The organism is Eggerthella sp. AM16-19 (assembly GCF_003474385.1).
In the GTDB taxonomy this organism is placed as follows: domain Bacteria; phylum Actinomycetota; class Coriobacteriia; order Coriobacteriales; family Eggerthellaceae; genus Senegalimassilia.
Genome location: NZ_QUCY01000029.1, coordinates 5674 through 30657, shown reverse-complemented (window position 1 = coordinate 30657; position 24984 = coordinate 5674). Strand labels below are relative to the sequence as shown.

Sequence of the window (24984 nt, the reverse complement as noted above, 5' to 3'; positions counted from 1 at the left end):
AGAAAACTTGTCTTACGGGTCTTGACTACTCATAGCTGGTCTCTTTCATATCGCGCGCCGCACGTGTTGCCGCGGCGCTTCCCGGCGGCGCAGGGGGCGTGCCCCGCGTTTCCGTACCATTCTTGCGACACAACTATACTCGCATTGCTGCCCGTGTTCGCTTCCCGTCAAAAACACGTTACTTGCCAACATCGGGGCTGATAGGGGTGGCGGTACTGCTATACTTGTGCGCGCGAAAAAGCCCGAAGGGGCCGGCGTGCGCCGGCTTGAGGGAGATGGGCGCCGCATGCAGCGCGGGCAATGCCTGCAAGCTGCGGCGTTCTGGGCAGTACGTGAGAGAGTGGGCGAAAGAATGCTTTTGGCAATCGACGTTGGCAACACGCAAACCGTGGTGGGCGTGTACGAGGGGAAGAAGCTGAGCCATCGCTGGCGCGTGGCCACGAACAAGCACCACACGTGCGACGAGCTGCGCGTGAAGCTGATTCCGCTGCTGAATTCCGAGGGCCTTTCGTTCCAGGACATCGGCGGCATGTGCCTGGCATCGGTAGTGCCGGCGCTGACCGATGCGTGGTGCACGGCGGCTAAGCAGATGCTGGGGCATCGCGCCGTGGTGTGCTCGGCCGAAACGGCGGGCGACCTGTTCGACGCGTCGGGCTATCCGAATCCGCGCGAGATCGGTGCCGACCGCGTGGCCGATGCCGTGGCCGCGCGCAGTCTGTACGGCGCGCCGGTCATCGTGGTGGACTTCGGCACCGCTACTAATATGGAAGTCATCGACCGCACGGGCAGCTTCGTGGGCGGCGTGATTGCCCCGGGTGTGGAAACCAGCTCGTCGGCCCTGTTCAGCCACGCAACGAAGCTGGGCGCCATCGAACTGGTGAACCCGCACGTGTCCATTGGCCGCAACACGCAGCAGGCCATGCAGGTGGGCATCGTCTACGGCGAGGCCGATCGCGTGGATGGCCTGGTCAACCGCATTTTCGACCAGCTGGGCTACAAAACGGCCGTCATTGGCACCGGCGGGCTTGCCCCGCGCGTGTCGCCGCTGTCGCGCACCATCAACGAGGTGAACCAGGACCTTACGCTTGAGGGCCTTCGCCTGGTGTACGACAACTACATCGCGCACGATGAAACGGGCCCGTACGGCCGTCCGAACGAATAGCGAACGCGAAGCCTCAAACGGCCCGGGAAACCGGGCCGTTTTTGCGTCTGGGCGGGTTTTCGGAAGCGCGGCTTGCGCGGGCGTGCGAAAGGGGCGATGCGCCAAGTGCCGAAGTCGTTGCTTGCGAAAGTGCGCGGAAGGCTGTTGTTCGACAGGTGGGAAACGCGGGCATAAGAAGGCATCACCAAGCATTTCATCAGGCAAAACGCTAGCGAATCACTAAGACGTCACCAATTGCGATGACACCTTTCGCTTCGCCTGGGCGCTTTGCGAATCGCCAAAAAACGGGCGATGGCCACGCCGATATTTCACCCGAGAACGGGCGTTTCCCGCGTTGCGGTGCTGCTCCTAGAATTTCGGTCGTGCCCTGCAAGAGGGACGGGGCGCAAGATAGAAGGGGGAACCGAGCATGAACAACGTTGACGACATCGAAGTAAGTGCGGCGGCTCAGAACGCATCTGAACCGAGGCCGGAAGATGGCGCAGCCGTGGCTGCGGCCAAAACCGAAGACCCGGCGGCGGCACGCTTGCGCGTTGAGCGTGCGTTGACCGCTAACCATGCGAACACGTTGCCCATGCTTGAGATTCTTCGCGCATGCAACGAGGCGCGTCCGTATCGCGATATCGAAGACGACGTCTACGACCTGCCCGTGATGCAGTTGAGCCACCAGAACGCGCATGCGTTGTCGCTGTTGCTCGTTAAGGCCGGCGCGCTCGAGCAGATTCCCGTCGAAGAGCCGCAACCTGCAGAATCCGCTGCCGCAGGCGTTGACGCTTCTGCTGGCGATGCGCAGCCCGCTCTGGTCGATCAGCCGGTGGACTACTTGCTCGTCATCACCGAGGCCGGCCGCGAGGCGCTTGCGGACTTCGATCCCGTGAAGCGCTATGGCCGCATGCTTGCTGGCGAGCCATCCAGCTACCGCGCCATTTATCGCAAGGTCCTCTCGCTGTGCGAGCAGGGCATCTCCATGGACGACATTGAGCAGGCGTTGGCGGGAATCCCCGCCATGCGCACCCCGAAAACCGTCTATGCCGGGCATTTCGTCTCGAACCTGGAAACCGTCGACGGCATTCGCTGGGCCGACGGCCTTTGGACCATAACCACCCACGGCCAAGCCATGGCCGAAGTCTGATAACCCCTCGGGCACCCCTCCCCCCCCCCCTCTTGCCCGAGGGGCCCTTCAGCCGGAATTCCGGCGACATCCATTGAAAGCGCCGTCGCAAGTAGCAGGCGCCGCAAAACATCTGTTCAAGGCATTCTCCCGGTAATGCCCAGGGCCGCTGCGGCGAAAATCCGTGCGGACGGGCCGCCGAGTGAAGAAAACGAGAAAAGCAAGAAAAACGAGGAGGAGAGCATCACATGACGAACCAAACGATGACACGTCGCAGCTTCGTCAAGGCGGCAGGGGCTTTGGGCGCTGCAGCTGGCCTGGGCATTCAAGCCACAGGCTGCTTCACCAAGGCCGATTCCGCTTATGCCGAGCAAGCGGGGGAGGAGAAGATCTACAAGACTTCCTGCCGCGCCTGCATCGCATCGTGCGCGGTTTTGGCGCACGTGCGCGACGGCCGCGTCGTTAAGATCGAGGGCAACCCTGAAAGCCCCATGAGCCAGGGCGGCGTGTGCGCCAAGGGCCTGTCCGGCATCCAGGCGCTGTACAACCCCATGCGCAACAAGTACCCCATGAAGCGCGTTGGCGAACGCGGCACGAACAACTGGGAGCGCATGAGCTGGGACGACGCCCTGACCGAGATTTGCACTGAAATCAACCGCGTGTCGGACAAGTACGGCAGCGAGGCCATCAGCGTTTCGACGGGCGGCGGCGGCAATCCCCACTTCTCCAATGTCAAGCGCTTCGGCGAGGCCATCAATACACCCAACGTGTGGGAGCCGGGCTGCTCGCAATGTTATCTGCCGCGTATGGCGGCATCTATCTTGGCCTACGGCGCTGGCAAACCGAACAACCTGAGCTTCTCGGACTCCAACGGCTGGGACTTCTATTTCGATGACTGCAAGGTCACTACCATCGTGCTGTGGGGCACCGACCCGTCTAACTCCTCGGTGGCCACCGGCGGTCGCTGCCTAGCCGAGCTGCGTGCCCGTCCGCAGGGCCTACGCACTGTGGTCATCGACCCGCGCTACACGCTTGATGCAAGCAAGGCCGAGGTGTGGCTGCCCATCCGCCCCGGCACCGACGTGGCGCTGCTTCTGGCCTGGACGCGTTGGATCATCGACAAGAAAAAGTACGACGAGCAGTTCTGCAAGACCTGGACGAACATGCCGTACCTTATCAACCCCGAAACGCGCCTGACACTTAAGGCGACCGAAGCGGGGCTTGAAGGCACCGACAAGGATTACGTCGTGTGGGACGCCAACACCAACCAGCCTGTTGTGGTCACGGATTTCCCGATGAATACCGATGTCGACCCCGAGCTGTTCGGCACGCACGTTGTCAACGGGCTGGAGTGCAAGTCCGGCGGGCAGCTTCTCAAGGAAAGCTGCGAGGAGTGGACGCTTGAGAAGGCGGCAGAGATTTGCTGGCTTGACGCCGCCCAGATCGAGAAGGCTCTGGAAATCTACACCGATCCCGATGGCCAGTCCGCTATTATGCAGGGCGTTGCCATCGACCAGTACCCGCAGTCTCAGCAGTCGGCCTTGGGCGCGCTGAACCTTGAGTTCCTTATGGGCAACGTCGAGAAGCCCGGTGCGATGCTGCAAAAGTTCGCAAGCGCCCCGTGCAAGGACCAGTTGGGCAACACCCCGCGTCTGCTTACCGAGGCGAAGGTCCGCAAGCGCTGCGGCTACTTGGAGCACAAAGGCCTCATCTGCTGGGACATGGCGCACATCCCCAGCGTGCTGCGCGCTATGCAGTACGGCGACCCCTATCAGATTCACATGTGGATCGAGCGTTCGGGCAACAAGCACGTGGTGCTTGGCAACTCAAGCTGTCTGGACGAGGTTGTCCCGCACCTGGACACGGTGGTGCACATCTTCATGTATCCCACGGCGTTTTCCGTCATGTGCGCCGACTACCTGTTGCCCTGCACCGAATGGCTTGAGACGAACCTGCCCATCCCGCAGCTCAACACCATCGTCATGCGTCAGGCCGTCACCCATCTGTTCGAGGGCGTCGAGGAAGGCATCATCTGGACCCAGATCGTGCAGAAGTGCGCGGAGCTGGGCAACAAGCACTGCCCGAAGGCGTTCGACAAGGACGCTTGCCATACCACGCCGTTCTACAAGAACGAATACGAGAAGCAAATTCAGCATCTGAACAAGCTGGACATGACGTGGGACGAGGCGTGCGAGGAAGGCGTCATCAAGTGGGCCGAGCCCGAGGAGTACCGCACGTACTACACCTACCTCAATGATGACGGTACGGGCAAGCCCAAGGGCTTCGGCACGCCGTCGAAGAAGCTTGAGGTGTACTGCGAGTCCAACATCATCCTTGGCCGCACGGGCTACCCATGGGCGCAGTGCGACGAGACGGCGCATCTGACGCTTGAACCGGCGTCGAAGGATTACGAGCCTTTGGCCTACTACGAGGAGCCGGCGGAAAGTCCGCTGACCGATACGGAATATCCGTTGGTTTTGACCGAGGGCCGCTTGCCGATGTACCACCACGGTACCCTGCGCAACGTTCCGTGGCTGCGCGAAATCTACCCCGTGCCCGAGATGTGGATCCACCCCGACGACGCCGCGAAGTACGGCATCTCCGACGGTGAGTGGGTCGACATCGAATCGCGCCGCGGCAAAACCCACGGCCGCGCCCGCGTTACCACCGCCATCGCGAAGGGCGTGGTGTACCAGGAGCGTTTCTGGGCACCTGAACTGCTCGACTCCGACCACCCCGACCAGGCTTACAAGGTCATGAACATCAACGTGCTGACCAAGAACGACCCGCCGTACAACCCCGAGTACGGCACCTATACGCTGCGCGGCTTCCAGGTGAAGGTAAGCCCCAGCAACGATGCCATCCTCAACGAGGTGTGGACCGAGCCCGAGCAATTCGAGCCGTGGCTGCCCGAGTATTCCGACCCCACCGACGACGTGTTCGATTACGGCGCGCCTGCGAAATAAGGAGCTATGACCATGTCCCATAACTGCATCGTCGTCAACCTCGATCGCTGCACGGGCTGCTTCGGCTGCGAAATCGCGTGCAAGATGGAGAACAACGTGGCCCTTGGCCAGCGCTGGAGCAAGGTGCTGACCGTTGGACCCGTCGGCGAATATCCCAACATGACCCGTTATGCGCTGCCCACCATGTGCCAGCAGTGCAAGGAGGCACCCTGCGTGCACGTGTGCCCGACCGGCGCGAGCTACCGCGACCCCAACACGAACATCGTGCTGGTGGACAAGGAGAAGTGCATCGGCTGCAAGTACTGCATGATGGCGTGCCCTTACGGCGTGCGCAGCTGGAACAAGACCGAGAAGTGCGTTGAGAAGTGCACGCTGTGCGGCCAGCTGACCAGCGCCGGGAAGCTGCCGGCCTGCGTGAAGAGCTGCTCTGCGGGCGCGCGCTTCTATGGCGATCTTGACGACCCGAACTCCGACGTGTCTAAGGAGCTGGCCAAGTACGATGACTCGGCCATCCACACGCTCGAAGACCAGGGCAACGGCCCGTGCACGCACTACATTCTCAGCACATCGATCGGCGAATGGCAGCAACGCGTGAAGCCCCGCACGGCTCCGCAGACTGCTGCGTATCCCGAAGCATAGAAGGGAAGGAAGCAATGGAAATCCAATGGTCGCTCGTTCTGTTCACGGCCATCTCGGGCGCGGGTGCATGGCTGTTCGCCTTCATCGGCCTCAACGAGTTCCTCGGCAGGGCGCGCAATGATAAGGGTCTTATGGTCGGCTGCGTTTTGGCCGCCGTGTTGTTGGCCGTCGGCGGCGTGGCGTCGGTGACGCACTTGTCCCATGTCGACCACGTGCTGTGGGTTTTGCAGCACCCGGCACCGGGCATTTTCGTTGAAGCGCTGCTTATTGGCATAGACGCCGTGCTGGCGGTTGTGTTCTTCCTGCTGGTCAAGCGCGAGGTTTCCGCCGGCGCGCGCAAGGCGGTCGCTGTGCTTGCCATCGCAATGGGGCCCATCTTCACCTATTCCTGCGGTTCATCCTACATGATGGCATCGCAGCTGGCGTGGAACACCATCACGCTGCCGCTTGGGTACCTGGGCACCGCCATTCCGGCTGGCGCCGCAATCTGGATGCTGGTGGGCTACTACTTCAAGGAATCCGACGAAGCGCACAAGGTAGCCGGCGTTGAGCTGGCCGTTGCCGGCGCGGCGTCGCTGGTGCTCGGGGCGGCTTACGGGTTTGCCTCGGGCGCGGCCTTCAATGACCAGACGGTGCTGTTCTGGATTGCCGTGGTTGCCGTGGGCAGCGTGGTCCCGGGCGTGTGCGGCATCTTGGTTGCGCGTTCGCCGAAGCTGGCGTTTTCCGCTGGCGTCACCGCTATGATCGGCGGGTTCGTGGGGTCCGTGTCGTACCGCGTTTTGATGTGGACGGCCTCGGTGGCGCTTATGGCGCTGTTCGGCGAGGCGATTTAGCAATGGTTGCGGTCGCGCCTGCTGCACAAGCGGGCACGACCCTGCGGCAAGTTGTCGCGGCTCTGTGCGCAGGGCTCGGCATGTCGCAAAAGGGGGAAGCGGCGGCAGGCCGCGCGCCGTCGGGCATTCGAGCTTTGGCGGCGAAGTAGAGGAACGGAGCATCGCAATGAGCGAGAACGTCATGGACAAGACGCTGATGGAGGAAATCGTCGCGGCCAACGAGGCCCGCGCTGCTTTCGACCGCTTTCTGGCCAGCTTGTTTCTGTACGAGCTGAAAGACGATCAGATCGAGCGGCTTGCTCATCTGGAGTTTGAACGCGACGGGTCGAAGGTGGCGCAGGGCTATGCGCAGATGGTGGAGTACCTGCGTCACCGCAACCGTGCCACTGCGCAGACCTTGGCGGTTGATTATGCCCATACGTTCTTGGGCGCGGGCACCTACGACCACGTGCTGGCCCCGCCCTATGAGTCGGTGTTCACAAGCAAGCAGCGCCTGCTTATGCAAGACGCTCGCGATGGGGCGCTGGCCTACTACCGCTCTGAGGGCGTGGACCTGCCGGCTGACAACACCACGCCGGAAGACCATCTGGGCTTTGAGCTGCAGTTCGCGACAACGCTTGTCGAGCGCGCAAGCGATGCCGCTAAAAACGGCGACATCGAACGTTTGCGCGAGCTTGTGTCCAAGCAGCGCAGCTTCCTGCAGTTTCACCAGGAGAACTGGCTGCCCGAGTTTTGCGACGCCATAGATCAGTACGCCCAGACCGATTTTTACCGCGGCGTGGCGAACCTTGTGCGCGGCTATCTGGCCATCGAACGCGAAGTGCTTGACGGGATTGCCGATGCGCTCGGCATCGCGGGGCCCGAATGCGAGGTGCGCAGCGCATGGATGGACGATCGAGAGGAGGCCGACGGCGATGCGGCGTGAGCCTGCGCATTCTGCAGACGACAGCGCGTCTTTCAGCGAAGGCGGGCGGGGGCGCGTAACGCGTCGCGCGTTTATCGGGCTGTGCGCCGCCACCGCCGCCTGCGCTGCCGTAGGTGGGGCTGGCAAGGCCTTCGCCGGTCAGGGCGATTTGCTGCGTCCGCCGGGTGGTCAGGATGAGGCGCTGCTGCATGCGGCGTGTCTGAAGTGCGACCGCTGCCGAAGCGTGTGCCCGACCGGGTGCGTGTCGGTGGCCACGGTGGACGATGGCTTTTTGCAGGCGCGCACGCCCAAGCTGAACTTTCATCGCGGCTACTGCGATTTCTGCGGGAAATGCCAGGAGGTGTGCGCGACCGGCGCGCTAGGCGCCTTCGACCCCGCTTGCGACAAAATCGGCGTTGCCGTTGTGCAGCGCGACCGTTGCCTGGCATACACGCTGGGCTGCGAGAACTGCAAGGATTCGTGCGCGTTCGGTGCGCTGACCTTCGACGGCGATCGTCGGCCGGTCATCGATGCCCAGCTGTGCAATGGCTGCGGTGCCTGCGAGTGCGCGTGTACCGCGCTGGTGTACGGCACGTTCTCGGGCGGGACGCGCCGCGGAATCGTGGTGGAAAGCGTTTCGGCCTACGAGGCAATCGGTTCTACGTTGGTCGACGGGGAAGGAAGGTGATGGGCATGGCGAAGCAAGGGCGCTCGGAGTCGAGCGGTAAGGGCGCAGGCGGCATGTTGCCGCGCACGAAGCGCCGCCTGTGCGCGCTGTGCCTTGTTGCGCTGGCTTGCGTTGGGCTGGCGTTCCACACCGGTACGGGCACGTCTTCCATGCTGGGCATCTCAAGCGTTGCGGCAATCTGCCCGCTTGGCGCGGTGGAGGCCGCCATCGCCTCGCGTACCATCGTGCCTGCTGGCGTTATCGGGTTGATCATCGCCGTGGCGGTGGTGCTGTTGGTCGGCCGTGCATTCTGCTCGTGGGGCTGCCCGATGGTGCTGCTGCGGGCGTTGTTCGGCCTGAAGACGCCGCACGAGCGTCGCGAGCGCGCGGCGGCAAAGGCGCAGGCGGGCAAGGCGGCTGGCGTGTCTGCCAACGGCGGCGCCGTTGCCGAAGAGCCGGCGCGCAAGGGTCTTGCACGCAGTCGGTCGGTTCCCGATGATGCGCCCGATGCCGAACGTGGCGGCGCAGGCGATTCGCGCATGTGGGTGCTTGGCGGCGCGGTGCTGACAACGGCGGCCTTCGGGTTCCCGGTGTTTTGCCTGGTCTGCCCTGTGGGCTTGACGTTCGCCACCATCATTTGCCTGTGGCGGGCCATCCAGTTCGGCGAAGCGTCTCTTTCCCTGGTTGTGTTCCCGGCCATCCTCATCATCGAAGCGGTGGTGCTGCGACGCTGGTGCCATACGCTGTGCCCGCTTGGCGCGCTGATGGGGCTTATTGCTCGCGGGAACAGGACGTTTCGGGCCACGCTCAACGAGGACGCATGCCTGCAGGGTTCCAGGGGCATCGCGTGCGGCAAGTGCGCCGAGGCGTGTCCCGAGGGCATCGATCTGCACGCCGGGGCGCCGACCACGCGCCTGAGCGAGTGCGTCAAGTGCGGTGAATGCAAACACGTTTGCCCTGTTCAGGCTATTACGTTCCCCTTCTTTCCGAAAAGCGGCGAGCGGTCCGTTGTGGCCGTTGCCGGTGAATCATATGCAAGCGAAACCGAAGCCGCGCCGGTTGTGCAAGCCGACGCGGGTAAATGCACCGTCGCTGAGGTGGCGGGAAGCAATATCGAGAGCAAAGGAGAAGCTCATGAATAGCAAGCACGCGGATCGCGCCGCCGGGCGCGGCACCCTGGTTCGCGCCACGGTAGCGGCGCTGGCCGCGGGATCGTTAGCGTTTTGCCTGGTCGGGTGTGCAGCCGACGAGCAGGGGCAGCAGCTTAGCGCCTCTGACTCCACCAGCGCGTCGGGCACTACGGTTGGCGCGTACAAAGCGCCGGAGTACGCATGGGTCGACAACGGCGCCTACGACGCGCAAACGCCATCGGCCGGTGAGATTTCGGGCATCTACACGTTCACGCTTGAGGGCAAGACTTTCACCTTGCCTTGCGCGGCATCGGAATTCGCTGATGCCGGTTGGGCACCGAAATCGGATCTGACGGTGGCGGCTCAGCGGTACTGGAGTGCTTCGGCGGCCAACGGGTTTGTCTTGAGCGGCGCCGACGGCAAGACGGTCGGCCTGCATCTGGTCAACACGGGAAGCGCCGATACATCGTGGGAAAATTGCCAGGTTGTCGGCATCACCGTCGACGGTAACTCGGGCGTGGCGTTCCAGACGGCTGCCGGTGTGAAAGTGGGCGATTCCTACGCCGACGTCCAAAAAGCCTACGGCGCCACCGCGTTCGACGTTGACAACTTCGGCACGATGGGCTGGCATTTCGCCGCGGCGTCGGACGCTTCCAAGGACGGCAACCGTTGGTATGGCCAGAGCGTCGACACGCTGTCGGTGACGCCGACCGATGAGGGGCTGTACCCGAACTGGAGCGACGACGACTACGTCTACGGCATTCGCTTGGAGAACTTCGGCGCCATTGCTGCGACCGAGTAGAGTACGGGTGGAAGGCGGGGTTCGGGCCTTGGGGAAGGCGCGAACCCCGCATCTGCGCACGCGGATGGGCTGTGCGCTCGCTTGCGTCCGGCGTATGAGCCGCGCGCTGGTATAATCGAAGGCGAATAGGGGCTCGCGTGCGCGTCCGGGCGTCTCTGGGGAGGCTTCGCGGTTTGCGCTGGCGATGAGGAGGGGTGCCGCTTGAGGCAATGGCTTGAGAATATCGAGGCCGAATGGCCTGCGTTCAAATATTTGGGGTTTGGCTGCTATTACGCTTGGATTTTCCTGTGTTATAGCAGCGACGTGCTGTTCAGCTATCCTGCTGGGATTAACGGCATGTCGTCTCAGACCGTCATGTACTTGCTATCCACCACCGCTTTGGCCCTTACGCTGCTGGCCGCGGCGTTGCTGCACAAACGCGCGGCGAAGCTGGTGGCCAGCGTCAAGTTCGTGGCGATAGCTGCGCTTATCGCTTCGCTTGCCACGGGCATGGTCGGGCTGACCGACCAGGATGCGGGCAATCCGCTGTTTTGGACGGGCTGCGTGCTGTCGGGCGTCGGCACCGCATTCGTGTCGTTGCGCTTCGGCATGATGTACTCGGTTATGGCTGCGCGCAAGGCGATGACCAACGCCGCTGCGGCCTTCGTTGTTGCCGGTGGGCTCTACTTCGTGGTCATCGGGCTGCCCCATGAGCTGAGGCTTGTGCTGTGTGTAGGGTTGCCGCTTATGGCGGCGCTGTGCACCGTCACATTCGACCCCTCGCGCAAGGGCCGCCCCGGCCGTGAGGTCGTTCCCGCCGAATCGCTGCCTGCGCGATTCTTCATGAAGCTTGTGATTGCCATTGCAACGTTTTCCGCCATTGCCGGGTTCTACAATGGCATGGGGGCGAACATCGACTTAGCTGGCGCGGTGTCGTCGAGCCATGGACATGCGCTTATGGTGTTCGCCGTGTCCGTGGTAGCGCTGCTGCTGCTGGCCGTTGGCGGCGCCATCGACCGCGGGTTCGACTTGAGCAAACTGTACTATCCCATCATCGTGCTTGGCTGCTTTGGCATCATCGTGGTACCGCTTGTGGGCGGTTACGACCCGGTGCAGCGCATGATCATCGGTGCGGCTTACAATCTGTTCATCCTGTTCGTGTGGTGCTTGCTTGCTCATGTGGCGAACCGTACCGATTTGGCTCCGGTCATGGTGTTCGGCTTCGGCCGCGGCGCCTCGGCCGTCGGCACGACCGTCGGTTGGCTTGGCTGCACGCTTGCTGCGCCAAGCATGGCCGAGAATGCCGACTCGCTTATGGCGTTCGCCGTGGTTATGGTATTTGTGCTGGTGGTGGTGTCGATGGTAGTGCTCAAGGAAGGCGCCATCGACCAGATGCTTGCTCAAACCGATGTGGGCCCTCTGCGTGTCGGCGACGTCCCCGGGTCGCGTCAGCCGCGCGTCCGTTGCGCCGAGGAGCCGGTTGTGCCCGCGTCGTGCGCGGCTTCTGGCTGTGGGGTGGCGGGATCGCAGGGCTGCCCGCTCGGGGCGTCGGGCGATGTTGCGGCGAGTCAGGCGCTTGCGGATGCGGACGTGCGGGTCGCGGCTGAGGCGGGTGCTTCCGGCGGCGCCGATGCTGCGCAAGTTGCCGCAGCGGCAGAGGGTTGCGGCACCGCTTCGCAGTCCTGCAGCGAGGAACAGCTTGCATGCGCCGCCTCTCCCTCTTCCGTTGGCGTGGCCGCTGCGTCCTTGGCGGCGTTCGATGCGCTGCGCGAGAGCTGTGGTGCGGTTTCCGAGCGCTTCGGGCTGTCTGACCGCGAGGCGGAGGTGCTTGTGCTGCTGACCCGCGGACGCACCATCGATCAAATCTCGCAGGAACTGTGCGTGTCGTTCAACACTGCCAAGTCGCACGTGCGCCACGTGTACACCAAAACGGGCGTGCATACGCGCAAGGAACTGTTTTCCTTGGTCCGCGAGGCGCGAAATAGCTGATGCCTGGCAGGCTTTATCGGGCTTGCGGTGGCGGGCCCGGCCGATAGAGCGCGGAATCGGGTGATGTTTTGGTTTCGCGTGGCTTCGCTGCGGTTTTTGCTTCCGTTGCCGCGGGCTTTTTCGCGGAAATCCTTGTTCGCCCACGGGTACTTTCTTCACCGTTCTTCCTTAACTGTGTCCTTTCAGACCCCAATATTGCCGCTGCCTTGAAATCTATGTTTCCTGGCGCCGGCGTGCGCCGCGCCGCGCCACATTCCGGCTAGAATGTCCCTCACGACCAACGCACCCCGCGCGCGTGGCGCCGAGGTGCCTCAACCAGACGAGAGAGAGGGCCCGACGTGTTGACCGATATCGAAATCGCCCAGGCTGCAACCCCGCAACCCATCAGCGCCATCGCTGAGAAGGTGGGCGTGCCCGAGCAGTACCTGGAGCAGTACGGAACCACGAAGGCTAAGGTGGACTACAACCTGCTGCGCGATGAGCAGCACACGCCGGGCAAGCTGGTGCTCGTGACGGCCATCAACCCCACGCCGGCCGGCGAGGGCAAGACCACCACCACGGTGGGCCTGGCCGACGCGCTGAACCGTCAAGGCAAAAACCCCGTGGTGGCGCTGCGCGAGCCCAGCCTGGGCCCCGTGTTCGGCATCAAAGGCGGCGCTGCGGGCGGCGGATATGCCCAGGTCATCCCCATGGAAGACATCAACTTGCACTTCACGGGCGACTTCCACGCCATCGGTGCGGCCAACAACTTGCTGGCGGCGCTGCTTGACGCGCACATCCACAACGGCAACCAGCTGAACATCGACGTGCGCAAGATCACGTGGAAGCGCGTTGTGGACATGAACGACCGCCAGCTGCGCAACATCGTGTGCGGCCTGGGCGGCAAGGCCAACGGCGTGCCGCGCGAGGACGGCTTCGACATCACCGTGGCCAGCGAGGTTATGGCCATCTTCTGCCTGGCCACTTCCATCACCGACCTGAAGGAACGCCTCGGCCGCATCGTGGTGGGCTACACCTACGACGACCAGCCCGTCACCGCGCACGACCTGCACGCCGAGGGCGCCATGGCCGCGCTGCTGAAAGACGCGCTGAAGCCGAACCTGGTGCAAACGCTTGAGGGCACGCCGGCGTTCGTGCACGGCGGCCCGTTCGCCAACATCGCGCACGGCTGCAACTCCATCATGGCCACGCGCATGGCGTTGGCGCTGGGCGACTACGCCATCACCGAGGCTGGTTTCGGTGCCGACCTGGGCGCCGAGAAGTTCCTGGACATCAAGTGCCGCCTGACGGGGCTCAAGCCCGACGCCGTGGTGGTTGTGGCCACCGTGCGCGCGCTGAAGAACCACGGCGGCGTTGCGAAAGACCAGCTGGGCGAGGAAAACCTTGAGGCGCTTGAGGCGGGCCTGCCCAACCTGCTGCAGCATGTGGAGAACATCACGAACGTGTACAACCTGCCGTGCGTGGTGGCCATCAACCGCTTCCCCACCGACACCGAGGCCGAGCTGAAGCTCGTCGAGGACAAGTGCCGCGAGCTGGGCGTGAACGTGGCCCTGTCCGAGGTGTGGGCCAAGGGCGGCGAGGGCGGCCTGGCGCTGGCCGACGAGGTCGTGCGCCTGTGCGAGAACGGCGACGAGGCCGGCCGCAGCGCCGACACGTTCCAGTTCTCCTACGGCGATGACCTGAGCCTGCGCGAGAAGATCGAGGCCGTCGCGAAGAACGTCTACCGCGCCGACGGCGTCGACTTCGAGGCCAAGGCGGCCAAGGAGCTGGCGAAGCTGGAGAAGCTCGGCTTCGGCGGCATGCCCGTGTGCATGGCAAAGACCCAGTACAGCTTCAGCGACGATCAGACGAAGCTGGGCGCACCGCGCGGCTTCCGCATCACCGTGCGCGACGTCAAGGTCAGCGCCGGCGCCGGCTTCGTGGTGGCGCTCACCGGCAACATCATGACCATGCCGGGCCTGGGCAAGAGCCCCGCAGCCTTCAAGATCGACGTAGACGAAACCGGCATAATCACGGGTTTGTTCTAAAGGTTCCGCCGGCCTGCCGGCCGGCGGACCGCTCGCCGCTGCGGCCGCCTGTGGCACCCCGCCTTCGCATTCGGCTTCACGGGCATGGCCGAAACGACGCTGAGCGGCTCGGGGGTGCCCAGTCGCTCAGACAGTCCTCGCTTGGTGAAACAGTCCACTGGACTGTTTCAGTCGCTGCGGAACTCGCTTTGTGGGCACCCCCGAGCCGCTCAGCTGGTTAACATGCTTGCGGTGGTTGCCGGGCCTTATGTCGATCTTTCAGACTGCTTTGGCGGAAGAAAGAGGTTGACCTGCGGGATTGTTTCCGGAAGCCACTCGCGTATGACTTGCGGAGACATTTCCGGAAACCATTCGCGTGCGGCTTGCGGAGACGTTTCCGGAAGCCGTCTGTAGGGTCGAGCGAAAGCTCGACCGAAAACGGCCCTCGGGCACTCGCGGGACACTACGATGGGGATATCGAAAGGGAATGCATGGACACTTCGTTCGTTGAAGAACTTGCTTCGGCGGCTCCTACGCCGGGCGGTGGCGGGGCTTCCGCGTATTGCGGGGCGCTGGCTTCCGCGCTTGCCTCCATGGTGGGCAACTTGACGGTTGGAAAGAAGTCGTTTGCGCAGGTAGAGCCCGAAGTGTACATGCGCCTTGAGAAGCTTGCGGCGCTGCGTCGCCGCCTGCTTGAGCTGGTGGGCGAGGATGCGCAGGCGTTCGGCCCGCTGGCGGCGGCCTATCGTATGCCGAAGGACACGCCCGAGCAGCAGGCTGCGAAAGAGGCGGCCATCCAAGCTGCGCTGGTGGACGCGTGCGAGGTGCCGCTTGACATCATACGCACGGCCGCGGCCGTGGTGGACCACACCGAGTTTCTGGCGTACAACGGCAGCCGCATGGCGCGCAGCGATGCGGGCGTGGCTGCGGCGTTCGCGCGGGCGGCGGTGGACGGCGCCAGCTTGAACGTGTACATCAACGTGGCCTCTATGGCCGACGATGCGCGGGCCGAGGGCTATCGCAAGGAGGCGGATCGCCTGGTCGCGAAGACGCGTGAGCGCTGCGACGAGGTGTTCGCGTTCGTGAAAGACGCTATTTCGTAAGGAAGACGTGGACGTATGGCAACGTTGCTAAAAGGAAAACCCGTTGTCGACAGCATGGCGGAGGACATGCGTGCGCGCATCACGGCGCTGGGCGAGCAGGGCGTTGTGCCTACGCTGGCGCTGGTGCGCCTGGGGCAGCGCCCCGACGACCTGTCCTATGAGCGAACAGCGGTGAAACGCGCCGCTGGCCTGGGCATCAACACGAAGCCGTACGTGCTGGACGAGTTCGCCCCCGAGGCGGCGCTTAAAGCCACGCTGCAGTCCATCAGCTACGACAAGACAGTGCACGGCTGCCTGATGTTCCGGCCGCTGCCCACGTTCATGGACGAGAAGGCCATGTGCAACACGCTGACCGCGGCGAAGGACGTCGACGGCATCTCGCTGGCATCGCTTGCGGCGGTGTTCACCGACGCGCCGGACGGCTTCCCCCCTTGCACCGCGGCGGCGTGCGTCGCCATTTTAGAGCACTACAAGGTGCCCATCGCCGGCAAGCACGTGGTGGTCATCGGCCGCAGCCTGGTAGTGGGCAAGCCCGTCTCCATGATGCTGCTGCGCCGCAACGCCAGCGTCACCATCTGCCATAGCCGTACCGAGAACCTGCAGGAGATCAGCCGCTCGGCCGATATCGTCATCTGCGCCACGGGCCGCGCCCGCGCGTACGGCCGCGAGTACTTCCGTCCGGGCCAGACGGTGCTCGATGTGGGCATTAACTTCGATGTTCACGGCAAGCTGTGCGGCGACGTGGACTTCGACGAGGTGGAGCCCATCGTGGACGCCATCACCCCGGTGCCCGGCGGCGTGGGCACCGTGACCACCAGCATGACCATGCAGCACACCGTGGCCGCCGCCGAGGCCCAGCTGAAGGAAAGCCTGAAAGGCTAGCGCAACGCCCGCCCGTTCCCGGAAGCCGTTTTCCCCTGCTTATCCGCCGTTTTCGTGGGCGGGGTGCATGTTGCCGCGCATTGGCGTATGATGTGCTGCATTATGGCTAACGGACTGACATACGCACGTAAAACCGCGTCCACGGAGGCGACGAAGCAGCTGGCCGAAACGCTGGCTCCGTACCTGCATCCGGGCGACGTGGTGGTGCTTTCGGGCGATTTGGGCGCCGGCAAAACCCAATTTGTGCAAGGCGTGGCCGCGGGCCTGGGCATTTCCGCCCAGGTCACCAGCCCCACGTTCAACATCCTGCTGGAGTACCACCAGGGGCGCATTCCGCTGTACCACTTCGACCTGTATCGCCTGGACGAGCAGGACGAGCTGGAGGACACGGGCTATTACGACACCATCGACGCCGATGGCGTGTCGTTCATCGAGTGGGGCGAGAAGTTCCCCGGCGCGCTGCCGTACGGCTACCTGGAGATCCGCATCCTGGTGACCGAGGACGGCGGCCGCCGCGTGCTTGCGCACGCGTTGGGAAACCGCGCCCGCCAGCTGCTCACCGTGTGGGCCAACGACTCGAAGGCGCGTCTGTCGAAGACCACGGCCAGCGCCGGCGGCTTCATCGTGCCAGGGGGCGCCCCCATGAACACGGGCTCCATCCCCCCGGTCAAGGTCGCGGAGGCCAAACCCGCCGATTCGCCTGCGGAAACGCTTTAAACGCCCGCTGTCGCGCCCGATGCGGCCCGGATGGGCGCCGCGCGGCAAGCGGCGCCTCGCAGCAAAACCGGCCATATAGGAACCATATTCGAAAGCAAGGGGAGCACTGTGCCTGAAACCGCATATGCGTTGGCGTTCGATACGGCGAACGAGGTGATCTCCATTGGGCTGGGCCGTTTGAACGCCGCGGCATGCGCGGTGGAGCCGGTGGCTGCGGTGGAGGTGGCGGCGCACCGCGCGTCGAACACGCAGCTGCTCGTGCGGATGGACGCCCTGCTACGCGAGGCTGGTGTGGAACGCGGTCAGCTGGCGTGCGTGTGCGTCGGCCGCGGACCGGGATCGTTCACGGGCGTGCGCATCGCCATGGCCACTGCCAAGGGCGCCGCGCAGGCGCTTGGCGCCGCGCTGGTGGGCGTGTCGTCGCTCGATGTGGTGGCCTGGCATGCGTGGGCCTCGGGCGTGCGCGGTCGGCTGGCCGTGGTCGCCGACGCCATGCGCAAGGAGGTTTACCCGGTCCGTTACGCGCTCGATGAAGCGGGCGTGCATCGCCTTGAGGCCGACCGCGTGGTGAAAGCGCAGGTGGCAGCCCAAGAATTGGTCGATAAAGCATCTTCCGACGCTGCGGCGGACGCGTTGCAGCTGACGGGCGATGGGCTTGCGAAGTACGCGGAGCTGTTCACCCCCGCTGGCACGCTGCTGCCCGAGGAGCTGTGGGCGCCCACGGGTCGCGGGCTTCTGCTGGCGCTGCAGGACGCATGGCGCACGGGCGCGGCCGACCCGCTGGACGCGCAGCGTCACAACCCGGCGTTCTTGCTGCCGGTGTACACGCGCCTGTCCGATGCCGAGGAGAACGAGCGCATCCGTCTGGCGAAGAACGACCCGAAAAACCTTGCCACGGGCGTGCAGGACGCTGCGCCTCGCCGCGATCAGCGCGCCACCATGCACGATACGGCGGTGCTCAACGCGCGCCCCGACGAGCACGGCATCACGTACAAGCCGCTCGACGCCGCGCACGCCGAGGATGTTGCCGCTATGGAATCCCAGGTCATGGGCTCGGATGCCTGGAACGCCGCGCTGGTGGCCGATGAGCTTCCGCGCGCCGACCGCACCTGGTGGGCGGCCTATGCAAGCGGGGAAGGGACCGATGCCGGTTCCGATGGCGCCTCTTCCGCACGCGGGAACGTGCTGGTCGGCTATGCCGGCGGCATGGTGATCGACGGGCAGGTGCAGATCCTCAAGATCGGCACCGATCCGGCGTGGCGCCGCCGCGGCATCGCGCGTCAGCTCATCTCGCGCGTGGCTTCCGACGCCCGCGACCTGGGCGCCACCACCTGCTCGCTCGAGGTGCGTGCTTCCAACGTCGGCGCGCAGGCGTTCTACGAATCGCTCGGCATGCATTCCATCGGCAAGCGCCCGCACTACTATTCCGACCGTGAAGACGCCGTCATCATGGAGGGCCCGCTGCAGGGCGTCATCGGCTCCTCGGCCGTCGGCGGCGCCGCCGACGCGAAGGCGCTGCGCGCCGTCACCGAGGATGCCGGCATTCAGGAATCCTCGGTCGACGTCGCCGGCATGACGCTGCGCGTGGACGAGGCGCATGATGCGCAGAAGGCAGCCCAGCCCGCCGCGCAACTCGAGCGCCCGCTCATCCTGGCCATCGAAAGCTCCTGCGACGAGACGGCCGCGGCCATCGTCGACGGCAAGGGCAACCTGCTCTCCGACGTGGTGGCAAGCCAGATCGACTTCCATTCCCGCTTCGGCGGCGTGGTCCCCGAGATCGCCAGCCGTAAACACATCGAGGCCATTTGCGGCGTGTGCGACGAATGTCTGGACGTTGCGGCGCAGCGCTTGGGTATGGAGCGTCTGACTTGGGCAGACCTTGACGGCGTAGGTGTCACGTACGCGCCGGGTCTGGTGGGCGCGCTAGTGGTGGGCGTGGCGTTCGCCAAGGGCGCGGCCTGGGCCGCCGACAAGCCTCTGGTTGGCGTGAACCACCTTGAGGGTCATATGTACGCAAATAAGATCGGCGCGCCCGATTTCGCCCCTCCAGCGGTGGTTTCCCTGGTCAGCGGCGGAAACACCATGCTCGTGCATATGCGTGGCTGGGGCGATTACCGCGTGCTGGGCGCCACCATCGACGACGCGGTGGGCGAGGCGTTCGACAAGGTTGCCAAGGCGCTCGGCCTGGGTTACCCGGGCGGCCCCGTGGTGTCGGCGCAGGGCGCCAAGGGCAATCCGAAGGCCATCGAGTTTCCCCGCGCCATGATGCACTCGGGCGACATGCGATTCAGCCTTTCGGGCCTGAAGACCGCCGTGGTCACCTACATCAACAACGAGCGCGCCGCGGGCCGTGAACTCAACGTGCCGGACATCTGCGCCAGCTTCGAGGCCGCCGTGGTGGACGTGCAGGTGAAGAAGGCCGAGATGGCGCTGCGCGAAACGGGTGCCCCCACGTTCTGCCTGGGCGGCGGCGTGGCCGCGAACCCCGTGTTGCGCGCGGCGTACGAGAAACTGTGCAAGAAGATGCATGTGCGCCTGGCCATGCCTCCGCTTTCCGCTTGCGGCGACAATGCCGGCATGATCGCCCTGGTGGCGCTCGACCGCTTCCGCCAAGGGAAGTTCTACGGCCTTGAAACCGATGCGCAGGCGCACGCGGACCTAGAGCAGGAGTACTAGCAGCTCGTGCCCTGAGGCTTTGCGAACACGGCTCTCGTCGGCGTTTTGCCTGATGGGCGTAACTTTGCCGCTTGCGCCTTGCGCGGGTTGCGAGGCTGCACCCCCTCGCCGGCCCTCGGCCGTCGCTTCGCGGCAACCGCAGCTTGCGTGTTCGCTTCATGCCGAACGCGCGGCGCGGCTGCGCGAACGGCTATACTGGAATGTCTAACGAACGGCCCGCTCAGGGCCAGCTTGATGAACTCGCCCGGGTTCGCCGGGCGCGCACGATACGCAAGGAGCAGCACCGCATGGCCATCGATACCGCCACCGGCAAGGAAGCGCCGGCCGAGATCTCGTCCGAACGCGTGAAGGACATCTTCTCCACCATCGCGAAGAAGTACGAGCGCTTCAACGCCATCTCCAGCTTCGGCGCTTACAAGATGTGGCTGGCGGGTATGATGAAACAGGCTCCCATCAGCGCAAACGATGACGTTCTGGACATTGCGGGCGGAACGGGCGACGTCAGCTTCACCGTGGCGTGCGCCAAGCATCCGCGCCATATCCAGTGCACCGACCTGGTCAACGAGATGCTCGACGTGGCTCGCGCACACTACGCCGATGGCGCTGCCGACGGCGTGCCGGTTGATTTCGAGGTGGTGGACGCGCAGGAAATCCCGTACGCCGATGCCAGCTACGACGCCATCACCATGGCCTACGGCATCCGCAACATGCCCGACCGCCCGCGCGCGCTGTCGGAGATGTATCGCGTGCTCAAGCCCGGCGGCAGCCTGGTGTGCCTTGAGTTCAGCACCCCGCCCAATGCCGTTTGGCGCGCGTTGTACAACTTCTACCTGAAACACCTCATCCCGTTCTGGGGCGGCCTGATTACGGGCGACCGCGACGGCTTCGTGTACCTGTCGAAGTCCATCAAGGCATTTCCCAACCAGCAGGGCCTGGCCCGCATGATGGAGGATGCCGGATTCACAGACGTCACCTGGAAGAACTACACCGGCGGCATCGCCGCAGTTCACGTGGCAAAAAGGCCCGAATAGCGTTCGACGATCCCGAGCAGCTGGAAGCGATTCCGGGCAATCCCAAACGATTCCGAGCAGTCGGGAGTAATCCTGGGCAATCCCAGGCGATTTGGAACATTCTGGGATGATTGCAACCCGCAGCATTTGAAAGCCCGCCTTCCGGCGCGGTGCCGTTTGCGGAGTTCTCAAGCACTCCACCATGATGGAGTACAATGAAGGCAAAGAACCCGGTGAATCGGAAAGGCGATGCCGAATGAGCGAGCTGAGAACCCCCGAGGTGGAGGATTTGCTGACCGTTTTCTCAAAAATCCAGGACAAGAACGACATCTTCCTGCTGCTTGAAGATCTGTTCACCATCCGCGAGATTCGCGAAACCTCGCAGCGCCTTGCCGTTGCGCGCCAGCTCGACGCCGGCAATTCATACGCTTCCATCGAGAAGGCCACGGGGGCGTCGGCAACCACTATCGCCCGCGTGTCGAAATGCCTGAGCTACGGCACCGGCGGCTACACCATGGCGCTCAACATCCTGGACGACGCCCGCAAAGGGAAGTAAGTCCCGAGCGGTAGGGCGGGGCCGAGGCTTTCCGGCGTGCCCCACGCGGCTGGGGCGTAATCGGCGTCCGCTGTCGAGCTCCTTGCGGCGCGCCTGCCGGTTTTACCCCTGCGGCGCACCCTCTGTCCGATCTCCTGTAGCGCGCTCGTCATCAAATCCCCTTGCAGCGCGCCAGTTCAGAAATCCGTCGATACGGCTGTGCCGAAGCCCGCCATCCTCCTTCGAGGGCGGCGGGCTTTTCGTTTCGGCGTTTGCGCATCCCCTGACATCGGGCGAAGGCGCCGTTCGGATGCATGAAACGCAGCTGATGCGAAGCTTGCATGGGGATGCTCTCGCGCGATATTATCCTTGAGTAAGAATAAGCCAGCATGAAGAAGCTGTGGTGTTGCGTTTGGAAAGTTCACCATGTATTACAATTCCGATGGAAAATGCAACCAACGTGCCCGCAAGGGCGTTTCAGAGGTGTCACATGGCTCGTCCCCGTCCGCAAATCGATCGCCGCCTGTTCGTCTCGGCAGCTGCGCTGTTCGGCGCATCCACAGTGCTCGGCGCCGTTCCCGCCTGGGGTGATGATGAGGACGATAAACAAAAGGATCCCGACGGCAAGGAGAAGAAGCCCGACGAGCCCGATGCCGAGGAGAAGCTGGCGCAAGCCGATGCCGTGTATCAGCGCGTGGCGTCGCTGCAAAACGAGCTGGCAGAGGCGGCGCAGGCTTACTACCAGGCGCTTGACGAGCACGAGGCCGCGGTGAACGCCGTCGACGACGCCCAGCGCCGCATCGACGAGGCATCCACGCAGATCGACACGCTGCAGGATCGCCTGGCCAAACGCGCCGTGGGCATGTACAAGGCTGGCAAGTTCACCGTCATCGACTTGCTCATGGGCTCGGCGTCGTTCAAGGAATTCGCCACGGGCCTGGACATGTACGATGCGCTCAACGAGAACGACGAGCGCATGATCGAGGAGGCCAAGGCCCTGCGCGACCAGGTAGCCGCTGACAAGGAGCAGCTTGAGCTGCAGGAACAGGTGGCGAAGGAGGCGGCCGAGGAGGCGGAACGCGTCAAGAACGAGGCGCAAGAGAAGGTGGCCGCTATGCAGGCAATTCTCCAGCAGCTTGATGAAGAGGCTAGGGCGGCCTTGGAATCCATGCAGGACCGTGATCGCGCCGAGGCGGCGCAGGCATCGTCGGCGCAGGTCAGGCACGCTTATGCGTACAACATCCCATCGGTGCCCATCCCGGCTAACGGCTCGGTGGTGGATTATGCGCTCTCGCGTATCGGCTGCCCGTATGTGTGGGGCGCCGAGGGCCCCGAGACGTTCGACTGCTCAGGGTTGGTGCGCTGGGCGTATCTGCAGGCGGGGATCTCGCTGCCGCATCAAACGGAGTCGCTGTACTATGCGGCGGCGGCGCAGCTGCCCGTGGAGGACGCCCAGCCCGGCGATGTGCTGTGGATCAGCTACGGCGACGGGTACAACGGCCATGTGGCGATCGCCTGCAACGAGGGCGGCACGCATTACGTGCACGCCCCCACCTTCGGCGCCTTCGTGCGCGACACCGATCCGCTGTCCTGGGCGGGCTTCACCCACGCGCTGCGCTTCGCGTGAAGCGCGGGCTACTTCGCGTTTCTCGCGAAGATCTCCAGCACCAGCTGCAGACGGGTGCCCAGCGGCAACGGGTTCTGCTTGAGGAATCGCGGCACCTCGCGAAGCGGCAGCGTGAACACCTCGATAAGCTCGCCATGCTCGGGATGGGCCGCTTCGTCCTTCTCCACCTGGGCGAACACCGTTTGCACGCTTTCGTCGCTCATGCCGGTGGACGAATGCCCGGCCTGCGGCAACAGCTCCACCGCGCCTTCCGGGATGTCGGTGCGCAGACCGTAACCCGTTTCCTCGCGCAGCTCACGGTCCACGGCCACGGCGAGGTCTTCGCCGGGCTCCACCAGGCCCGCGGGCAGGCCGACCACCCAGCTGTTCAGCGGATAGCGGAACTCGCGGATGAGCACCAGGTTGCCGTCGCGCGTGATGGGCACGATGGACACGGCGTCGGCTGTGCGCTTGCCGCTGGTGCCGGCGGCCTGTTCGGCCGCGGCAACGGCTGCAGCGCCGAAATCGTCCGCGCCCTCGTCGATCGCCGCGATGGCCGTGTTGCTGCGCGCCTCAAGGCGCGCCAGCTCGGCGCGGTACGCCTCCAGGCCCTTGCGCGAGGCCGCTTCATATATGTAGTCGCTGCCGTCGGGCAGCACGTACGTGAGAATGTACTTCTTGATCCAGCCGTCGGACACTTGCTCGATATGCTTCAGCTGCGGGGTTTCGCGCATGGCGGGTTCCTTCCTGTCGATTAACGACATGGTAGCGCAAGCGCCACGACCTCGCGCGGCGCGCTTGCGGCGGAGTGGGGAGCGCTGCCGCAGCGAGCGGCGGGTTCGATCGCGGCGAGCCGATTTGCGCCTGGCAGTTTCCCCGCTTAAACGCTGGACCGCCGCGGTGGGAAGCCGCGGCGGTCCTCTGCGATGCGGGGAGGGAGACCCCGCGATGGGCTTTGCCGTTCCGGGATGGGAGACGGGGCGGCAAAGCGGCGCCGATGGGAAGACGGCGTCTTGGGAATCGGTGGGACGTGGGCGGGAACCCCGCGCCCCGCGCGCCAAGCGGGAGTGGGAGACTCCGCCTAGCCGGATCGCGGATGAGAGGGCGCGATCCGTAAAGGAAAGGGATAAGGAACGGTTCATATAGTAGGCGCGCCGCCTGAAAGAAGCCTTAAAGAAGCATGAACGCCGCGTGAAGTTGGGCAGCGGACCGCTGGGTTCGCGCCCGCGCGACGCTTGCGGGCGGCTCGCCGACCCCGTGCCTCGCTCGCTGCGGGCCTTGGGGCTCGCGGCGCGGTTTGCGGCTTCCCTCGGCCCCTCAAGTTCCCGCATCGTGACGCGAAAATGACGTGAAGGTAACGCGTTAGCACTCTCACTTGCAGAGTGCTAACGCAGAGTCTATAACGATAACTGTTCAAAGGAACGGTCCCCTGAACGGGGCCGCAACGAAAGCAACCGAAACGGCGGCGGAACAACCTGCCGGCCCGTTCGCAAGCTTGACGGCCGTTGCGCGATGCGGCGCAATTGCCCGCCTGGCAAGCGAATCGGGCAAGGTGCCCGACCGGGGATCGGCCGGTGCCGGGCAGCGCGCTTCGCCCCAAGAAACGGAGATGACGATGATGTCCATGTTGGTACCTCGCTCTAATCGCTTCCTTAACGATCTTATGACCGACCCGTTTGACAACTTTTTCGGCACCATGGCGGCGCCGAGCGTGAAGACCACGCCGAACCTGATGCGCACCGACATCCGCGAAACCGAGACCGGTTTCGAGTTGACCATCGACCTGCCGGGCTTCGACAAGGAAGGTGTGCAGGCCGAGCTGAAGGATGGCTACCTGACCGTCACGGCCGAAACCAAGCAGGAGACCGAGGACAAGAAGGGCACCTACGTGCGTCAGGAGCGCTTCAGCGGCAAGTGCAGCCGTACCTTCTACGTCGGCGACGACATCGAGGAAGGCGACATCAAGGCCAAGTTCGATAACGGCACCCTGCAGATCGACGTGCCGAAGAAGGTCGCCAAGCCCGAGCCCGAAACCTCGCGCTCCATCTCGATCGACTAGCCGGGTCGAGCAGCGATTTCGGATCGGCTCTTCCTGGTCCCTCGAACCTTTTCTCAACTCTCACCTCCTTACGAAAGCCCCGTCGCGGCATGTCCGCGGCGGGGCTTTCCGCGTTCCTTTACCCCGTTCTCACCTGCGTAAACGCAAAGTTTACCCCGCGGGGGTACTAGGCGTGCGCGCTTGTGCGGGCGCATGATGTGCGCGTTGG

21 protein-coding genes are annotated in these 24984 nt (G+C 64.3%); 19 read left to right on the top strand and 2 right to left on the bottom strand.

Translation table 11 applies throughout. The features are described 5' to 3' along the window. Positions 1–352: 352 nt before the first annotated feature. From DW178_RS09890 to DW178_RS09805, 18 genes are all read left to right on the top strand, one after another. The gene (locus DW178_RS09890) at positions 353–1162 is read left to right on the top strand and encodes a type III pantothenate kinase (protein WP_118351055.1); all 810 of its coding nucleotides are present in this window, start codon (positions 353–355) and stop codon (positions 1160–1162) included. Between the two features lie 409 nt (positions 1163–1571). Continuing rightward, complete coding sequence (locus DW178_RS09885; protein ID WP_118351053.1) at positions 1572–2294, top strand: hypothetical protein; 723 nt, start codon at positions 1572–1574, stop codon at positions 2292–2294. A gap of 227 nt (positions 2295–2521) precedes the next feature. Continuing rightward, positions 2522–5239 (top strand): molybdopterin-containing oxidoreductase family protein, encoded by a 2718-nt coding sequence (locus tag DW178_RS09880; RefSeq protein ID WP_118351051.1) that lies wholly within the window; start codon positions 2522–2524, stop codon positions 5237–5239. Positions 5240–5251: 12 nt separating this feature from the next. Next, positions 5252–5878, top strand: coding sequence for a 4Fe-4S dicluster domain-containing protein (locus DW178_RS09875; protein WP_118351049.1), 627 nt, complete (start codon positions 5252–5254; stop codon positions 5876–5878). 14 nt (positions 5879–5892) lie between these two features. Continuing rightward, complete coding sequence (locus tag DW178_RS09870; RefSeq protein ID WP_118351047.1) at positions 5893–6711, top strand: DmsC/YnfH family molybdoenzyme membrane anchor subunit; 819 nt, start codon at positions 5893–5895, stop codon at positions 6709–6711. Positions 6712–6877: 166 nt separating this feature from the next. Next, positions 6878–7636, top strand: a complete 759-nt coding sequence (locus DW178_RS09865) for a TorD/DmsD family molecular chaperone (protein ID WP_286168654.1) — start codon at positions 6878–6880, stop codon at positions 7634–7636. Continuing rightward, positions 7626–8303 carry a 4Fe-4S dicluster domain-containing protein gene (locus DW178_RS09860; RefSeq protein ID WP_118351045.1) on the top strand — a complete coding sequence of 226 codons (678 nt, stop codon included), beginning with the start codon at positions 7626–7628 and terminating at the stop codon, positions 8301–8303. The genes DW178_RS09865 and DW178_RS09860 overlap by 11 nt, the downstream gene beginning before the upstream one ends. 5 nt (positions 8304–8308) lie before the next feature. Then, on the top strand, positions 8309–9424 hold the full coding sequence (locus DW178_RS09855; protein WP_286168653.1) for a 4Fe-4S binding protein: 1116 nt from the start codon (positions 8309–8311) through the stop codon (positions 9422–9424). Next, positions 9417–10214 carry a hypothetical protein gene (locus DW178_RS09850; RefSeq protein ID WP_118351043.1) on the top strand — a complete coding sequence of 266 codons (798 nt, stop codon included), beginning with the start codon at positions 9417–9419 and terminating at the stop codon, positions 10212–10214. Before DW178_RS09855 ends, DW178_RS09850 begins: the two co-directional genes overlap by 8 nt. A gap of 201 nt (positions 10215–10415) precedes the next feature. After that, positions 10416–12182: a helix-turn-helix transcriptional regulator gene (locus DW178_RS09845; protein ID WP_118351041.1), complete on the top strand. Its 1767-nt coding sequence runs from the start codon at positions 10416–10418 to the stop codon at positions 12180–12182. A 338-nt stretch (positions 12183–12520) separates the two neighbouring features. After that, positions 12521–14209: a formate--tetrahydrofolate ligase gene (locus DW178_RS09840; RefSeq protein WP_118351038.1), complete on the top strand. Its 1689-nt coding sequence runs from the start codon at positions 12521–12523 to the stop codon at positions 14207–14209. A gap of 470 nt (positions 14210–14679) precedes the next feature. Then, positions 14680–15291: a cyclodeaminase/cyclohydrolase family protein gene (locus tag DW178_RS09835; RefSeq protein ID WP_118351036.1), complete on the top strand. Its 612-nt coding sequence runs from the start codon at positions 14680–14682 to the stop codon at positions 15289–15291. A gap of 15 nt (positions 15292–15306) precedes the next feature. Further along, a complete protein-coding gene (locus DW178_RS09830; RefSeq protein ID WP_118351034.1) occupies positions 15307–16173 on the top strand; it encodes a bifunctional 5,10-methylenetetrahydrofolate dehydrogenase/5,10-methenyltetrahydrofolate cyclohydrolase in 867 nt (288 codons plus the stop codon). A 102-nt stretch (positions 16174–16275) separates the two neighbouring features. Then, entirely contained in the window at positions 16276–16890 is a 615-nt protein-coding gene (gene tsaE, locus DW178_RS09825; RefSeq protein ID WP_118351058.1) for a tRNA (adenosine(37)-N6)-threonylcarbamoyltransferase complex ATPase subunit type 1 TsaE, read from the top strand. Between the two features lie 108 nt (positions 16891–16998). Next, on the top strand, positions 16999–19566 hold the full coding sequence (gene tsaD, locus DW178_RS09820; RefSeq protein WP_286168652.1) for a tRNA (adenosine(37)-N6)-threonylcarbamoyltransferase complex transferase subunit TsaD: 2568 nt from the start codon (positions 16999–17001) through the stop codon (positions 19564–19566). 287 nt (positions 19567–19853) lie between these two features. Further along, positions 19854–20597, top strand: a complete 744-nt coding sequence (locus tag DW178_RS09815) for a class I SAM-dependent methyltransferase (RefSeq protein ID WP_118351030.1) — start codon at positions 19854–19856, stop codon at positions 20595–20597. A 235-nt stretch (positions 20598–20832) separates the two neighbouring features. Next, entirely contained in the window at positions 20833–21132 is a 300-nt protein-coding gene (locus tag DW178_RS09810; RefSeq protein ID WP_118351028.1) for a YerC/YecD family TrpR-related protein, read from the top strand. 469 nt (positions 21133–21601) lie between these two features. Next, a complete protein-coding gene (locus DW178_RS09805) occupies positions 21602–22738 on the top strand; it encodes a C40 family peptidase (RefSeq protein WP_118351026.1) in 1137 nt (378 codons plus the stop codon). A gap of 8 nt (positions 22739–22746) precedes the next feature. Here DW178_RS09805 and DW178_RS09800 read toward each other — a convergent pair whose 3' ends face one another. After that, on the bottom strand, positions 22747–23451 hold the full coding sequence (locus DW178_RS09800) for an NUDIX hydrolase (RefSeq protein ID WP_118351024.1): 705 nt from the start codon (positions 23449–23451) through the stop codon (positions 22747–22749). Between the two features lie 679 nt (positions 23452–24130). Continuing rightward, positions 24131–24343 carry a hypothetical protein gene (locus tag DW178_RS09795; protein WP_118351022.1) on the bottom strand — a complete coding sequence of 71 codons (213 nt, stop codon included), beginning with the start codon at positions 24341–24343 and terminating at the stop codon, positions 24131–24133. Here DW178_RS09795 and DW178_RS09790 point away from each other — a divergent pair. After that, positions 24333–24776, top strand: a complete 444-nt coding sequence (locus DW178_RS09790; RefSeq protein WP_220240896.1) for an Hsp20/alpha crystallin family protein — start codon at positions 24333–24335, stop codon at positions 24774–24776. The two genes, DW178_RS09795 and DW178_RS09790, sit on opposite strands and share 11 nt — an antisense overlap. Positions 24777–24984: the final 208 nt, after the last annotated feature.